Below are 16,058 nucleotides of genomic sequence, written 5' to 3'. Positions count from 1 at the left end.
TTAATGTAGAGGTTTAAAGAATTTTTCAAAAACCGCTTTAGTGTATTCCATTGCTCCGTCTTCATTTAAATGCCCACAAGTGGAAAAATATTTGTCATCGGTAACTGCATCTTCCAAACGATAAATCTCAGGATATACCTTTTGAATATGGTTGAAATACTCCCGATTAATCGTACTCATACACATCGGCGTAGTCACGGCAATCAAATGAATATTATGGGCTTTACAAACAGCCTTGATTTCCTCGTAGGCCTTGTTGCGTTTCGGGTAATATTTCGATAAATCGGCGGCTACCATAGGTCTTTGGTTTTTAGTCAAGGCATTAAATCCGTCCCGATGTAATGCATTGGTTTCCTTATGAACAAGTGAAGCGTACATTTCCCTAAATCCGATGCGCGAATCGTAATGCATATAGCGGTAAAACGGCACCAAAAGCAGCTCGTTGTATTCCGGAATGTCTTTATAATGCTCGCGTATGGTTTTCGATTGGTGAAGGTACGGCATAAACAAAGAGCGTATCGCCTCAGAATGGTCATTCGTATTGATGTTCAAATCTACCTGAAGGATGAGCGTGTCTATCACATAGTTGCGTTCGACCATCAATTTTAACATCAGCGCCGATTCTTCCAAACGGGAACGCGTGATGCCGAAGTTGTAGGTTTTGTAACCTCTGTCGTTGAAATATTTCGGAACAAAATGATTGTTAACACGAGAAGAACCTAAAAAAACGACATCGTACTGCTGGTTCTCGGAATGGTACAAATAACTGATTTTATTGCGATCATCCGATTGCTTGTAAACCAAGGTATACAATACATCCAGTACTATTGTGGTGAGTAACAACACCGCCAAACCTTTGCCTAAAAATTGGAAAAATCGTTTCATCAGAATTGGAAATAAATAAATTCTTTGTAATCCGAAAACACACCCAAGGCCAAAATAGCCGCTAAACAAAAGCTCATTTTTATCCAACTGTATTTACCCGAAATCGGTTCGATTTTGGTGCGGCTGTTCCATTCGACTAACACAAAAATCAACAATAAACTCCACAACTCAGTGGTATAACGCTCAATTTTGAAATATTGTTCGGTAAAATGACCTTCGGTGAACATTCGGCCAATATAAGCAAAGGCGTCTTGTATGGTTTTCGAGCGGAAAAAAATCCACGCCACACAAGTGATACCAAAAGTCAGGATGATGTTGATTATAATGCGCAGCGAATCCAAATTCAACTGCAACTGAAAGCTGTCCATATTGCTGCGGTTTTTGTTGAGTACCATCAGCGGAATAAAGTACAAGGCGTTGATTAATCCCCAGGCGATAAACGTCCAATTGGCGCCATGCCAAAAGCCACTGACCAAGAAGATAATCATCACATTGCGAATTTGAAACAGTTTTGAGCCTTTGCTGCCACCCAATGGTATATACAAATAATCTCTAAACCAAGACGAAAGCGAAATGTGCCAACGACGCCAAAATTCGGCTATATCCCGAGAGAAATAAGGGAAATTAAAGTTCTTCAATAAATCGATGCCGAACAATTTAGACGTTCCCAAGGCAATGTCGGAATACCCCGAAAAATCACCGTAAATCTGAAACGCAAAATAAATCGCACCCAACATTAGCGAAAGCGAGTTCATCGAGTTGTAATTCTCAAAAATACCATTGGCATACACCGCACAAGTATCGGCAATGACCACTTTTTTAACCAATCCCCAAATGATTTGATACACGCCTTCTTTGGCTTTTTCGAAATTGAACTTGCGTCGTTTTTTCAACTGTGGCAACAAGTGTGTCGCGCGTTCAATCGGTCCGGCTACTAAGAGCGGAAAGTAACTCACAAACAGCGAATAATCGACAAAGTTTTTCTCCGATTTGATGCGACCGTAGTAAATATCAATGATGTACGACAAGCCGTGAAAAGTATAGAAAGAAATCCCAACCGGCAAAATCACGTCCAATAAAAGTGGGCTGACTTTAAAACCGATAGCCGTAAACAACTCGGCAAAAGATTCGGCAAAAAAGTTGTAGTATTTAAAAATGCCTAAAAATCCTAAGTTGATGGAAATACAAATCCACAGCCAGAGTTTTTTTCGTCGTGGCGTATCGCTTTTTTCTATTTGAATGGCCGAAAAATAATCGAGTAGGGTGGAAAAGACCAATAAAAATAGAAACCGCCAATCCCAGCAAGAGTAGAAGTAATAACTCGCCAAAATCAAAATGTAGTTCTGGTTGATTTTTGATCTTTGACCCACAAACCAATACATCAAAAAAACGATGGGCAGGAAAACGGCAAAATGGAGCGAGTTGAAAAACATCTGGTAAAAAATTAAGCCACAAATTACAACAATTAGCACTAATTAATTTGTGGAAATTGTTGTAATTCGTGGCTAAATAACAATTAAAAATTCGGACTCAAATTGTATTTTTTGTAGAAATTGTCCAGTGCTTCCACCACTTCATCTTCAGTATCTACAACTTTGATTAAATTCATGTCGTCCGGACTGGCATTGTGCTCTTTGTCAATCATGGTCGTTTTTATCCAATCCAGTAAGCCCGACCAAAATTCGCTTCCCACCAAAATAATCGGAAAACGACCAATTTTTTTGGTTTGAATTAAAGTCATCGCTTCGAATAATTCATCCAAAGTTCCAAATCCGCCCGGCATCACTACAAAACCTTGAGAGTATTTAACAAACATCACTTTGCGCACAAAAAAGTAATCAAAGTTCAGGTTTTTATCTTTGTCGATGTAAGGGTTAAAATGTTGCTCAAAAGGCAATTCGATGTTCAAACCTACCGAAGTTCCGCCGCCGTTGTGCGCACCTTTGTTTCCTGCTTCCATAATTCCGGGACCGCCGCCGGTAATCACACCGTAACCGGCTTTACTGATTTTGTAAGCAATTTTCTCAGCCAACAAATAGTATTTCGTATTCGGTTTGGTTCGGGCCGAGCCAAAAATAGATACACACGGACCAATGCGCGCCATGCTTTCATAACCATTTACAAACTCCGACATGATTTTAAAAATCGCCCAAGAGTCGTTGGTTCTTATCTCATTCCAGGTTTTTTGCTTTAATTTTTCCTGTATTCTGTGGTCTTCATTTTCGTATTGTTCAAATGCCATAGTAATCTTTTTTTATTTTTTATTTTGGAGCTGTTTGCTGCGCCAGTTGCTGCGCTCGTGTCCGGCTTTCCACGGCAATCTTTTTAATTTAAAAAAAAATTAAAAAGGATTTCTGTTGCAATCCGGGCTAAAAACAGCCTGCTAATTTAGTTCTTTTTTCAGGAATTGGGCGGTATAGCTTTTTTTGTTCTTGATGATTTCTTCCGGTGTTCCAACGCACAAGATTTCGCCACCGCCTTTGCCGCCTTCCAAACCAACGTCTATAATATGATCGGCCAGTTTGATGACGTCCATGTTGTGCTCAATAATCAATATTGTATTGCCTTTGTCCACCAATTTATTAATCACGTCCATTAACACACGAATGTCTTCAAAATGTAAACCGGTCGTAGGTTCGTCCATAATGTAAAACGTATTTCCGGTGTCTTTTTTCGACAATTCGGTGGCCAATTTAATGCGCTGCGCTTCACCGCCCGATAAGGTTGTGCTTTGCTGACCTAAGGTAATGTAACCCAAACCAACATCTTGTATCGTTTTTACTTTGCGGTAAATCTTCGGGATGTTTTCAAAAAATGCCACTGCTTCATCAACCGTCATGTTCAACACATCCGAAATCGATTTGCCTTTGTAGCGAATCTCCAACGTTTCACGGTTAAAACGCTTGCCTTGACAGGTTTCGCATTCCACATAAACATCAGGCAAGAAACTCATTTCAATAGTACGCACACCCGAACCTTCGCAGGTTTCACATCGTCCGCCCGAAACGTTAAAGCTGAAACGTCCGGCTTTGTAGCCGCGAATCATGGCTTCCGGCGTTTGGGTAAACAAGCTCCGTATTTCTGAAAACACATCGGTGTAAGTCGCCGGATTCGATCGCGGTGTACGGCCAATCGGACTTTGGTCAATATCAATTACTTTGTCGATATGCTCTAAGCCTTCGATTTTTTTATAAGGTTGCGGTTTTTTTACGGCATTAAAAAAGTGCGCATTCAAAATCGGATATAGGGTTTCGTTAATCAACGTCGATTTCCCGCTACCCGAAACTCCGGTTACGCAAATGAGTTTTCCCAGCGGCAATTCAATCGAAACATTTTTCAAATTATTGCCGGTAGCACCGGTCAGTATAAGCGTTTTCCCGTTGCCTTCACGACGCTTTTTCGGCACTTCAATCGCCATTTGACCGTTTAAGTATTGGGCTGTAATGGTTTGTTCTTTCAAAAGTTCTTTCGGCGTTCCTTGGCTGATGATTTGTCCTCCGAATTTTCCGGCTTTCGGACCAATATCAATTACATAATCGGCACGTTCAATCATGTCTTTGTCGTGTTCCACCACCAAAACCGAGTTCCCAATGTCGCGCAATTGTTCCAGCGATTGAATGAGCTTTTCATTGTCTCTTTGGTGCAAGCCAATACTCGGTTCGTCCAAAATGTATAGCACGCCAACGAGTTGCGAGCCAATTTGTGTGGCCAATCGAATGCGCTGTGCTTCACCGCCGGAAAGTGATTTAGAGCTGCGGTTCAAGGACAAATAATTCAAGCCAACGTTCACCAAAAAGCGCAAACGGTCTTTGATTTCTTTGACAATTTCCGAGGCGATGATGGTTTGTTTTTCGGATAAATGTTGGCTTAATTCGTCAAACCAAGCCGACAAATCCGAAATGTCCATAGTCGATAATTCGAAGATGTTTTTTTCGTGTATTCTGAAATACATCGCTTCTTTTTTCAAACGGGAACCGTGACATTCCGGACAGTCAATTTCGTCCATAAAGTCTTTTGCCCAGCGTTTGATTGAAGTCGAATTGCTTTCGTCGTATTGGTTTTTGATAAAATTCGAAATCCCTTCGAACTCAATTTTATATTCTTTGGTAATGCCCAAGGTTTTGGACGCTACTGTAAACTTATCTTTTCCGCCGTACAAGATGATTTGCATGGCTTCTTCCGGAATTGTTGCTATGGCATCGGTTAGCGTAAACCCGAATTTTTCCCCAATAATTTCCAATTGCTTGAAAATCCACGATGATTTGTATTCGCCCAGCGGCGCAAAACCACCATTTTTGATGGACAATTTCGGATTTGGAATAATTTTGTTAAGGTTGATTTGGTGTACGGTTCCTAAACCTTTGCATTCCTCACAAGCGCCTTTCGGGGAATTGAAGGAAAACAAGTTCGGTTCCGGATTTTGGTAGGAGATTCCGGAGGTTGGACACATTAAATTTCTGCTGAAATAACGTAGTTCATTCGTGTCTTGGTCTAGAATCATTAATACATTTTCGCCGTGGTACATGGCTGTTTTGATGCTTTCGGCCAATCGTTTTTCGTTATCTTCATTCGCTTCAATCAGCATTCGGTCGATTACAATCTCGATATCGTGGGTTTTGTATCGGTCTAATTTCATCCCGGGAAGTAAATCTTGTACTTCACCATTTACACGAACTTTTAAGAAACCTTGTTTGGTGATTTGTTGGAAGAGTTCGGCATAATGTCCTTTTCGGGCACGAATCACCGGTGCCAAAATATTGATGCGTTTGCCGCTGAAGTTTTGGATAATCAAATCTTTAATTTGCTCATCGGAATAAGACACCATTTTCTCTCCCGAAACATAACTATACGCTTCTCCGCCACGTGCGTAAAGCAAACGCAGGAAGTCGTAAATTTCGGTGATGGTGCCAACGGTTGAGCGCGGACTTTTACTGGTGGTTTTTTGTTCGATGGCAATAACCGGCGAAAGACCGTCAATTTTATCCACATCGGGCCGTTCTAAACCACCTAAAAACTGGCGGGCGTAAGCCGAAAACGTTTCGATGTAACGGCGTTGACCTTCGGCATAAATAGTATCAAAAGCCAAAGACGATTTGCCCGAACCCGAAAGACCGGTAATAACCACCAATTTTTCACGCGGAATGGTAAGGTCTATGTTCTTTAAATTGTGCACTCGAGCACCGAGAACTTCTATCGTATTTTCTGTTTCAAGCATAGCAATTTGGCATTCCGAAATTTAGGAAGCAAAGGTAAGCTTTTGAAAAGAATTTTCGAATAGACAATTGAGAAGTTGTTGTTAAAAAACTATTCGATTATCATCTCTTTCAATCGGTGACGATAGCTTTCAAGGACATCTATCTTAGATAGAAATCCGAAGTATTTTCCTTTGAAGATTACCGGTAGGATAGTGGCTCCGGAGGTTTCGAAAAGTTTCATGATTTTCTCGGGTTTGTCTTCAAAAAGGACTAATTCCTTAGGTTGGCTCATGATTTCCGATAAAGTCATAAACTTGACATGATTCGGATTAAAGATAAAAGCCTTCACGTCTTCAAAATCAATCAAGCCTATAAGAGATCTGTCTTCATCTACAATCGGAATTATTTTTTGGTCACTTGTGGAGAAAATTTCTACTACAGTTTTAGGAGAATCTTTAAGGCTTAGGGCTTTGTAGTGTTGTTGAACTAAATTATAAAAGTTAATACTTTGCAAAATGTTTTTGTCTTTGTCACTAGTGAAAACTTCGCCTTTGTCGGCCAATCCTTTTACGTCCATGGAATGTTTTTCAAACTGTTTGGAAACCGCAAAGCTAACAGAGGAAACAATCATAAGCGGTACCATTAAGTCGTAGCCACCGGTAATTTCCACGATGAGGAAAATGGCGGTTAAAGGCGCATGAAACAAGCCGCTCAAAATACCGGCCATCCCTACTATGGTAAAGTTGGCAATAGGCAAAGGATGGGTAAAGTTGAGTAGGTTGATAGATTTCGCCACAAAGTAACCCAAATAAGAACCGACAAATAGGGAAGGTGCAAAGTTGCCGCCATTTCCGCCGCTGCCCAATGTTAATCCGGTAGCAAAAGCTTTCAACAGCATGCTGGCACCAACAAAAGCCAATAAAACCCATTCGCTCTTAAAGCGTTCAAGCATGGTGTTGTTGAGCAATATTTCAGGATTTTTAGAGGCTAAAGTTCGGATGGTTTCATATCCTTCTCCGAACAGTGTTGGAAAGAAGAAAATGAGTATGGCTAATAAAATCGCACCAAACAACGCTTTTCGATAGCCTTTATTTTTAAAGGTACCGAAGAACTTCTCCACTTTTTGAAAATTTCGAGCGTGATATACTGAGGTCAGTCCGGCCAAAATACCAAGCAGAATGTAATAAGGTGTATTGTGGTAATCGAATTGTAGTTTTTGTTGGAAGTTCAGGATAACATCATCGCTCAAAGAAATAGTCGAAACCAAAGCGCCGGTAGCAGCCGAGATAATAATCGGAATGAAAGCAGCGATGGAAATATCGGTTAAAACCACTTCAATAGCAAACAAAACCCCGGCAATCGGTGCGTTGAACGCAGCACCAATTCCGGCTGCCACACCACAAGCCAAGAGTAAGATTCGGTCTTTTTGCGACAAATGGTATTTCTGAGCGAAATTAGAACCAAAGGCTGCTCCGGTAATCACAATCGGACTTTCCAATCCCGCCGAACCGCCTAAACCAACCGTTAAGGAACTGGTTACTATTTGGGCGTACATTTGCTTTTTGGGCATAATACCACCTTTTTTGGCTACGGCGTAAAGTACTTTGGAACTTCCTTTTTCTATTTGATTATTCAAAAAATTGCGAACTACAAATACAGTCAATAAAATTCCGGCTATGGGTAATAAACTGTTGATGTAAGGTAATTTCAGGAAACCATTAATATCGTTGGCCAACAAAAAAATGTTGTGCGCAAAACTTTTAAGCAGAATTACCGCAAATGAACAAGTAATGGCCACAGCAACGCAAGCGAAATAGATAAAGTTTCTCTCGTTGAGTTTGTCTTTCAAAAGAAAAACCAGGTTTTCGGCTCTTCTGAAAATACTTCGGAAAACAATTTTAAAAAGGGAAGCTTTGTTTGAAGGCATTTTGATCAATCATTTGAACCGCTAAGATACGATTTCAAAAAACAAATGGGATAGCAATTGTAAAATCAAGCTTAAATTTCGGCTAACTTTTCTAGACAATGTTGCTTTAATTCATCAAAAAACAATCGGAATTCTCGTTCGAATTCGGTGTAAAACTCTTGAAGTTCAATTACAGACTCATGCATGGCTACACGATTTTTGGTTCGATGATTCATTTGAAACATAATCATTTCCAAACCTTCAATTGAGGCGTAACTGACCAACCAATTCCGACCAATCATATACGGAATCATGCCTTTGGCTCTTTCGGTTAAGATTTCGTAATTGTTTCTGAGTAGGCTGTAGAAGCTTTCAGCATAGTCTTCCAATTTTTCATCAGAATAGTTATTCCAATTTTTGGCCAAAAAATGGTCGTAAAAGATGTCCATAATCACACCGGAATAGTGACCGTATTTTTCATGTAAACGATGTTTACTTTGGCGGTAAATAGGATGTGTATCGGTAAAACTGTCAATGGCTCGGTGCAGTAAAATTCCCTTTCTAATTTCGGTCGGATAGGCTTCATATTGGTGCCCACGAATACTATCGGCCATAAAGTTTCCGATTTTAAGCAAATCGTTGTCGCCGGAAAGATAAATGTGGGCTAGGAAGTTCATGTTTGTTTTTTAGGCGCTGCGGTACTAAGTTTCTGAGAAACTAAGAATTGCTCTGTGTTGTTCTGTAAATATAGTAAAGTTTGTTTTTTAGTACAAGCTTTTGAAAACTTAGCACCTTAGTGCCTTAGTACCTTAGTAACTTTTTTATATTTGTACTTCAAAACCAAAATAGCAAAAAATGACACTTATCAAATCAATCTCGGGAATTCGGGGTACTATAGGAGGTAAAGTTGGAGACAATTTAACACCTGTTGATGCCGTAAAATTTGCTTCGGCCTATGGGACATTCCTGAAAAATAATATTCAAAAAGACAAACTAAAAGTTGTGATAGGTCGTGATGCCCGTATCTCAGGTCCTATGATTCACAATTTAGTGGTAAATACATTGGTGGGATTAGGAATTGATGTCATCGATTTAGGCTTGTCGACTACACCAACCGTTGAGGTTGCTGTTCCTTTAGAAGAAGCCGATGGCGGTATTATTTTAACCGCTTCACACAATCCGAAACAATGGAATGCCTTGAAGTTGCTGAATGCTAAAGGTGAATTTTTAAGCGGAGCCGATGGCGCTAAGATTCTCGAAATCGCCGAGGCGGAAGCTTTTGATTTTTCCGATGTGGATAGTTTAGGCGAGGTTACGACCAACGATGCTTTTATGGATATTCATATTGATGAGGTTTTACAATTGCCATTGGTAGACGCCGAAGCAGTGGCTAAGCGAAAATTTAAGGTCGTTGTTGACGGCGTGAATTCTTCCGGAGGGATTATCATTCCAAAGTTATTGGAACAAATGGGCGTGGAGTGTGTGAAATTGTATTGTGAACCAAATGGTCATTTTCCACACAATCCTGAGCCTTTGAAAGAGCATTTGGGTGATATCTGTAAGTTGGTAGTGGAAGAAAAAGCCGATTTCGGAATTGTTGTAGATCCTGATGTTGACCGATTGGCCTTTATCTCTAATGATGGTGAAATGTTTGGAGAAGAATATACTTTGGTGGCTTGTGCCGATTATGTGTTGGGTAAAACACCGGGCAATACCGTTTCCAATATGTCTTCTTCGCGTGCTTTAAGAGATATTACCCAAAAACACGGAGGCAGTTACCAAGCCAGTGCGGTAGGAGAAGTTAATGTAGTTGAAATGATGAAGTCGAACAATGCGATTATTGGTGGTGAAGGTAATGGCGGTATTATTTATCCGGAGTTGCATTACGGCCGCGATAGTTTGGTTGGGGTAGCTTTGTTTTTGACGCATTTGGCTAATCTTGACATGACGGTAGCCGAATTGAGAGCTTCCTATCCTCAGTATTATATGAGTAAAAATAAAATTGAGTTAACACCTCAAATAAATGTTGACGCTATTTTATCTAGTATGACCGATAAATATAAAAGTGAGAACATCTCTACCATAGACGGTGTGAAAATTGATTTTGCTTCGGAATGGGTTCATTTGCGTAAATCGAATACAGAACCAATAATCCGGATTTATACCGAAGCTCCTACACAAGAGGAAGCTGATGCTTTAGCTTTCAGAATAATTGATGACATAAAATTGATTGCTGGTATTTAATTTTTATTGAACTATAAAAAAACCCTTTCCAATCGGAAAGGGTTTTTTATTAAACTTAAGTATTAATTATCGTTTAATGACTCTCAGTGTTTTTACTTCTTCACCTTGAGTAACGACTACATTATAAACCCCTGAAGGATATTGGTCACCAATTTGAACCAATAAGGTGTTTTTAGGATCTACATCTACGGTATCAACTAATCTTCCTAGCATATCGTAAACAGCTACTGAAATTTTATCTTCACTAATGGTTGCCAAATCAACATTAAAGTTTTTATTGGTTGGATTAGGATATACTTTCACACTTATTCTCTGGAATGCTGCTGTTAAGCTTGGAGCCGAAGGTGTTGTACAATTCGATGAGCTTGTTGCTCTTGTACCTCCTAACGGGCATCCTATGTTATTAAACTCATCTAATTGAGATGCTAAGAATCCAGGAGCATTTCCGCCGGTAGCAAAAGCTTGGTTTACGGCATCAATAACATCTTGAGTGACGTCTTGGAAGCCGGCATAGTCAACTTCATCACTACAAGCATTTAATAGGGCAGCAACTCCTTGGCGAGCCAAGTTATTAATTCCGCCACCACCTAAATTTAAGGCTTGTAATAAGGTTAAATTAGCCAAACTTGAAGGTGCATTAGTGAATACAGCACCAAACAAGTCACAAGTTCTGTATGAAGGGCACCATCTGTCAGTGTGTGATTTCCAGTATCCCAATGTACATCCTTCTCCACAAGTGTCAACAGAGAATCTAGCAGTGCATGAAACAGTTTGACAATTGTCAGTTACCGTAAAAGTCACTGTAATTGACTGACCTGGTTCTGGTGCCTGCAATTGAGATAAATCGGTTGCTACAGCATTATCACATCCGCCTGAATAACTGAAAGAGTTTTTCCAAGCTTCAAATTCTAAAGCAACATTTTTACCACATTCAGCCATTCTGTCAGCAGGGCAATTGATTTGTAATTTGGCTGCAGGTATCACGGTAAATGTCTCCGTAACCGTTGGTGAAGTACATTTATCAGTTACTGTATACGTAACAGTCGTAGTGCCTCCACTGCATAATGGTGGTGCAGCAGGTGAACCATAATCTCCTACCGGGTTACAACCACCGCTAACGCTGAATTGGCTTAACCATACAGCAAATGCTGCATCAACCGCTGCTTGATCAGGGTAATCACAAGAATTTATCAAAGCGCTATCGGGAGAATTCAATACTAAAGCTGGAGCAACTGTGATAGTGAAAGTTCTACTAACCGATCCGGTATAACATTTATCCGATACGTTGTAAGTTACTGTAGTAGTTCCACCCTCACAAAGGCTAGGCGCAACAGGTTGTCCTGCGAAGCTACCGTTAGGGTCACAACCACCACTTACGCTGAATCCGTTAAGGAAAGCATCAAAGGCAGCGTTGACCGCAGCTTGGTCAGCGTAAGCACAAGCTGAAGCTGAAGCATTAGCCGGCGCGTTAGTAGTCACTGCAGCCGGAGCTGTGATAGTGAAAGTAGCTGAACAGTTTACTTGTTTGCCACAGTCATCTGAAGCGTTAAAGTTAACAGTTACTGTTCCACCTTGACATAAACTTGGAGCTGTATGATTTTGTAAACCTGATGTAGCCAAAATTCCGTTACCTCCGGAGGCAGTAAAACCGGCCAGCCAATTTTGGAAAGCTGCATTTACAGCCGCTTGGTCTGCATAAGCACAAGCACTGGTGTTGATGTTTTGAGGACAGTTTATGACAATCGGAATGATTGGAATTACAGTTACAGTTACAGGTTTAATATCAGTACAATTGGCTGAAGTTGTAACTTTAATATAATATGTTCCAGACGTATTTACCGCAGCTGGATTATTGAGAGGGGTAGTTGCCTCAGCATTAGTCCAATAGGAAAGTGAACCGCCTTGTAAATTGCTTCCCGCAGTAACAGCTGCTGCTGTTAAATCTACAGTCAAAGGAGCACAAACAGGTGCCGGATTATTAGTTACTAAGGTTGGGTTAGGATTAACAGTCAATGTTCCTGAACCTGAATTGGAACAATTTGTTTGAGTGCTTGTTACCACAACACTGTATGTACCACCAACTGTGGCGCTAAATGATGCTACATTTCCGGGGTTTATGGCACCCATAGGAACAGTCCAATTGTAATTGTAAGTCCCAGCAGGGTTGACTGTTGCTGTTATGGTGACAGCCGGATCGTTGGCACATTTAGATGGAGAATTGACTGTTACTGTTGGCGCTTGAACAACATTTACCAAAGTCGGTCGACCAATCTCAATTGTACACTCAGATAAAATATTTGTAGCAACAACATAATAACTACCGGCAGGTAAATTAGACCAAGTTATGGTTTCGCCATCACCTAATTGTGCAATTTGAACGTTGCTGTTGTCTGCATTGTTTTTTAATTGATAGCTTACTTGAGCTTCAGAATTAGCCATTGTGATTGTACCACTATTCGGTACAGAGCTGCAAAATGAACTTCCTACTAGAGTCTTAGGAAGCGGGACAGAACCAAATCTACCTCTGGCTAAATCTTCCAAAGAGGCTGTTAAAGATTGTGATTGTCTTGTTTCGGCTAAGAATGTGCCAAGACAAACACTCAAGTTAAAATTAATGCTACTAAGGTCAATAAATCCTTCAAAGAAAGATTCAGAAGGATATGTATTAGGAGCACCAAATTTAGGAGTATAATTCCACCAAGCCGGGGCAGGTACAGTTGTAACATTTACTCTGGCATCCAAGCCGGTAGTAGGAAGAGGAATTGGTGTTGGGTCTAATGCACCGTTTGTCCATCGAAATGCTTGTATTTCAGCAACAGAACCTCCGTTAACAAAGTGACTAATCATCAAAACATCTCCTTCAACGTGTTGGCCACTAAATCCACCGCTAGTGACACCTAATTTGCCAACGCTGTCTTGCAATATCCAAAATCCGATAGCGGAGTCTCCATTATTGGCTCTTCTGTCTGCAAAGAAATAAAGTTTTGTGCCATCAAAATAATAACCAACATTGGCCATGTTATTTTTGTCATTAGCACTATTGGTAGTCCATGCCCATTGGCTTATGGGCTGGATGTCCTTTGAACCCAATGTCCAAATATCATCCGTGCCGTCAGTTGGATCAGTTATTCTGGCTTTGATACCTCCCGGAGAAGACAATAAAGTCCCCCAATCGCTCGGATCACCATCCAGAATAATCTGTGCAGTAGTAAGGTTAGAAAATAAAAAAAGAATGACAAGCATTACTATGCTAATCAAACTTTTGTTTTTTGATCTACTCTCGATTTTAGAGTGACCTTCTTCCAAAGTTTTGCTTTTGGAAAAATCTAACTTAAACCCGTTTTCACCTCGGCTAACGACATAGTTCTCGTAAGAGGGAAAACCTAAAAACTTCAGTAAAGTAGTGTTTTTCATAATGTTAAGTATTTTTTGGAAATACCACATCACGAATAGGTTTTGTTTATTTTGCTTCTTTTTAGGAAAAATAAAAAACTCAGGATTAAGTTTCTAAAAAATGTACTTGTAGATTTAACAGGGAGTGTAAAGTTAGTTACATTTCTAAAAAACTGTTAAAAAACACGTAAGTTTTCTATGAACATTTGCTTTTAATCGACCAAATGCATTTTTTAACTTAAAATCTTATTGTGAAAGCATTAATTTGTAAGTTCTTCTTCTTCTAAAAGTTACCGGATCAAAATGTTTCCAAAGATTGTGTATAGCATGGTTATCTTCTAACTCCGGTGTTCGGATGCAATTTTGAATACCCTTGTCTTTGAAGGTGTTGTAGTATTCGTTGAAAATAATAGCGGTTACTCCTTTACTTTGGTACTCCGGGTCAACTCCGATTAAGTAGAAAAGAACATCTTTGCTTTCTTTTTTTGCTTTGAGTAAATGATAAAATCCAAAAGGGAACAGTTTTCCGTTGGCTTTTTTCAAGGCTTCTGAAAAACTGGGCATCACTATGCTGAAGGCCACAATTTTATCATTCTTATCTAGTATAAATTTGATGTATTCCGGATTGATGAAACTGATGTATTTCTTTTTGAAATATTCTTTTTGAACATCAGTGATTGCTACAAAGGAGGACAGGCTTGCGTAACTAGCGTTAAATAAATCAAACATTTCATCCACATAAGGCATAATGTCTTTGGTTTGGCTAAAGTTAACCGCTTTCAATTCATAGCGCTTTTTAATCAGTTCCTGTGCTTTGAAAAAAAACTCAGGTTTCACATTCGAGAACGGAAATTTATTTTCCAAATATTCTTTCTCTTTTACATAACCCAATTGTTCCAAATGGTCTTTGTAGTAAGGGAAATTATACCATGTAATCATAGAGCCTAATTCGTCAAAACCTTCTGTGACTACACCTACTTTATCCAAATTTGAAAAACCCATTGGACCTTCCACGTATTCCAATTGATTCTTTTTTCCAAGCTCATATACTTTCTCTAGTAAAGCTTTCGTTACTTCAATATCATCTATCACATCCCACCAGCCAAAACGAACTTTCTTTTTTTGTTGCAGATTGACTTCGTCCCAGTTGATAATAGCAGCAATTCGCCCTACTATTTTATTGTCTTTGTAGGCCAAATAAAAATAGGCTTCGGCCGAAGTAAAAGCAGGATTTTTGGTTTTGTCAAATGTTTCTAGTTCATCACTGATTAAGGGCGGAACCCAATAAGGATGGTTTTGGTATAACGAAAAAGGAAACTTAACGTAGTCTTTAAGCAGTGCTTTGGTATTGGCTTCTTTTACGGTAATCATTCTGTTGCTTTTTCTAATTCCACTTCGTCTTTGCGTTTTTTGCCTTTGTCTCGTTTCGACTTTTTGTCTTTTTTCTTGTCGTCTTTTTTCTCGTTTTTAATTCGAGTATAATTGGTTTCATAGTTACTGTCAAATCGCCAAGACAAGCCAACACCTCCGTACAATATTGAAGGAGTGTCTTTAATATTTTTAGCAATGGAAGCATCTAGCTGTATGTTTTCTCTAACCAAATAAGCCGCTCCGAATCGGAAAACATTGTCTGCATAAAAATCGCTTTTATATCCTTGCATTTCAACAAACCCGGACCATCTCATGTTAAAGCCTCGCGTCAAGGTGGCGATAACGCCCAAACTAGGATAATCAGTCATGTATTTGTCGGCGATAATGTTGGTAACAAAAACCCATTTGGTGCCGAATTGATTTTGGGTAATCAACATTAACTTCGGACTGATAGTCGGGTCACTCTCAAAGGTAAAGGGATTAGTACCCAAGTTTAAATTAAATCCGGCATAGACTGCTACAGCAGGAATAAATTGTTTCCAACTGAATTTGTGATTGGCCTTCCAGCTGTATACGTTAGGCTTGTCGTCTTTCAGTTTTAAAAACGGATCAAAAACCAAGTATTTAGCCCCGAAAGTCATTTGTTTGAAGCCGCCGCGGGTATCATTTACCAGAGGCGCTTTGTACCAATCGTATTGGTATTGCGTTTCTAAATTGAATTCAAATTGATCAAAAAAAGCACCATATCTTACACTCAATTCAGTACCGAATCCGTTGGCTTCATAGCGCGATAAATCGTGTTTTTCACGGATACCATATATACCGCCTTCGGCCTGAATTACTGTTTTACCTACAGAGAAAGCCGACATGGATTTTCCGGGTCTGTTAGAGTTGATGAGATCGGTGTATTGGGCAAAAGCAGTGGAAGAGAGTAGCGTTAGCAACAGTACTCTTATGTTTTTTATTTTGAACATAACGTCGTTTTTCAAGGAATTATAGTCTTCCAAAAGTAATACAATTTATCATTTATTTAAGAGCTGGGACCGAATTTTACAACAAGTAAT

10 protein-coding genes are annotated in these 16,058 nt (G+C 39.7%); 1 reads left to right on the top strand and 9 read right to left on the bottom strand.

The annotated features are described in order from the left end of the window. The 6 genes from Q0M21_RS08620 to Q0M21_RS08595 all read right to left on the bottom strand — a co-directional run bounded on the left by Q0M21_RS08620 (window position 1) and on the right by Q0M21_RS08595 (window position 8,663). Window positions 1–885 (bottom strand): hypothetical protein, encoded by an 885-nt coding sequence (locus Q0M21_RS08620; RefSeq protein WP_295337103.1) that lies wholly within the window; start codon window positions 883–885, stop codon window positions 1–3. Further along, entirely contained in the window at window positions 885–2,318 is a 1,434-nt protein-coding gene (locus tag Q0M21_RS08615) for an MBOAT family protein (RefSeq protein ID WP_295337102.1), read from the bottom strand. The genes Q0M21_RS08620 and Q0M21_RS08615 overlap by 1 nt, the downstream gene beginning before the upstream one ends. 83 nt (window positions 2,319–2,401) lie before the next feature. Further along, complete coding sequence (locus Q0M21_RS08610) at window positions 2,402–3,127, bottom strand: TIGR00730 family Rossman fold protein (RefSeq protein WP_295337098.1); 726 nt, start codon at window positions 3,125–3,127, stop codon at window positions 2,402–2,404. A 141-nt stretch (window positions 3,128–3,268) separates the two neighbouring features. Beyond that, complete coding sequence (gene uvrA / locus Q0M21_RS08605; protein WP_295337096.1) at window positions 3,269–6,100, bottom strand: excinuclease ABC subunit UvrA; 2,832 nt, start codon at window positions 6,098–6,100, stop codon at window positions 3,269–3,271. 89 nt (window positions 6,101–6,189) lie between these two features. Continuing rightward, entirely contained in the window at window positions 6,190–8,007 is a 1,818-nt protein-coding gene (locus Q0M21_RS08600; protein ID WP_295337094.1) for a chloride channel protein, read from the bottom strand. A 71-nt stretch (window positions 8,008–8,078) separates the two neighbouring features. Further along, entirely contained in the window at window positions 8,079–8,663 is a 585-nt protein-coding gene (locus Q0M21_RS08595) for an acyl carrier protein phosphodiesterase (protein ID WP_295337092.1), read from the bottom strand. Window positions 8,664–8,841: 178 nt separating this feature from the next. Here Q0M21_RS08595 and glmM point away from each other — a divergent pair, with 178 nt between their 5' ends. Next, window positions 8,842–10,230, top strand: a complete 1,389-nt coding sequence (gene glmM, locus Q0M21_RS08590; protein ID WP_295337090.1) for a phosphoglucosamine mutase — start codon at window positions 8,842–8,844, stop codon at window positions 10,228–10,230. A gap of 66 nt (window positions 10,231–10,296) precedes the next feature. On the opposite strand, the gene Q0M21_RS08585 is transcribed toward glmM, so the two are convergent. The 3 genes from Q0M21_RS08585 to Q0M21_RS08575 all read right to left on the bottom strand — a co-directional run bounded on the left by Q0M21_RS08585 (window position 10,297) and on the right by Q0M21_RS08575 (window position 15,968). Further along, window positions 10,297–13,644: a T9SS type A sorting domain-containing protein gene (locus Q0M21_RS08585; RefSeq protein WP_295337087.1), complete on the bottom strand. Its 3,348-nt coding sequence runs from the start codon at window positions 13,642–13,644 to the stop codon at window positions 10,297–10,299. 225 nt (window positions 13,645–13,869) lie between these two features. Beyond that, on the bottom strand, window positions 13,870–14,994 hold the full coding sequence (locus Q0M21_RS08580) for a GTP cyclohydrolase (protein WP_295337083.1): 1,125 nt from the start codon (window positions 14,992–14,994) through the stop codon (window positions 13,870–13,872). Then, entirely contained in the window at window positions 14,991–15,968 is a 978-nt protein-coding gene (locus Q0M21_RS08575; RefSeq protein WP_295337080.1) for a transporter, read from the bottom strand. The genes Q0M21_RS08580 and Q0M21_RS08575 overlap by 4 nt, the downstream gene beginning before the upstream one ends. Between the last annotated feature and the right edge of the window lie 90 nt (window positions 15,969–16,058).

It is taken from the genome of Flavobacterium sp., assembly GCF_024710485.1.
In the GTDB taxonomy this organism is placed as follows: domain Bacteria; phylum Bacteroidota; class Bacteroidia; order Flavobacteriales; family Flavobacteriaceae; genus Flavobacterium.
Note: the sequence above shows the minus strand (reverse complement) of the source record. Positions and strands in the feature narration are given on the sequence as shown.

What these genes read in the sequence shown, in the direction of transcription:
- Q0M21_RS08575 (WP_295337080.1), bottom strand. Translation starts at nt 15,968, where the DNA reads ATGTTCAAAATAAAAAACATAAGAGTACTGTTGCTAACGCTACTCTCT.
- Q0M21_RS08580 (WP_295337083.1), bottom strand. Translation starts at nt 14,994, where the DNA reads ATGATTACCGTAAAAGAAGCCAATACCAAAGCACTGCTTAAAGACTAC.
- glmM (WP_295337090.1), top strand. Translation starts at nt 8,842, where the DNA reads ATGACACTTATCAAATCAATCTCGGGAATTCGGGGTACTATAGGAGGT.
- Q0M21_RS08595 (WP_295337092.1), bottom strand. Translation starts at nt 8,663, where the DNA reads ATGAACTTCCTAGCCCACATTTATCTTTCCGGCGACAACGATTTGCTT.
- Q0M21_RS08615 (WP_295337102.1), bottom strand. Translation starts at nt 2,318, where the DNA reads ATGTTTTTCAACTCGCTCCATTTTGCCGTTTTCCTGCCCATCGTTTTT.
- Q0M21_RS08600 (WP_295337094.1), bottom strand. Translation starts at nt 8,007, where the DNA reads ATGCCTTCAAACAAAGCTTCCCTTTTTAAAATTGTTTTCCGAAGTATT.
- Q0M21_RS08585 (WP_295337087.1), bottom strand. Translation starts at nt 13,644, where the DNA reads ATGAAAAACACTACTTTACTGAAGTTTTTAGGTTTTCCCTCTTACGAG.
- Q0M21_RS08610 (WP_295337098.1), bottom strand. Translation starts at nt 3,127, where the DNA reads ATGGCATTTGAACAATACGAAAATGAAGACCACAGAATACAGGAAAAA.
- Q0M21_RS08620 (WP_295337103.1), bottom strand. Translation starts at nt 885, where the DNA reads ATGAAACGATTTTTCCAATTTTTAGGCAAAGGTTTGGCGGTGTTGTTA.
- uvrA (WP_295337096.1), bottom strand. Translation starts at nt 6,100, where the DNA reads ATGCTTGAAACAGAAAATACGATAGAAGTTCTCGGTGCTCGAGTGCAC.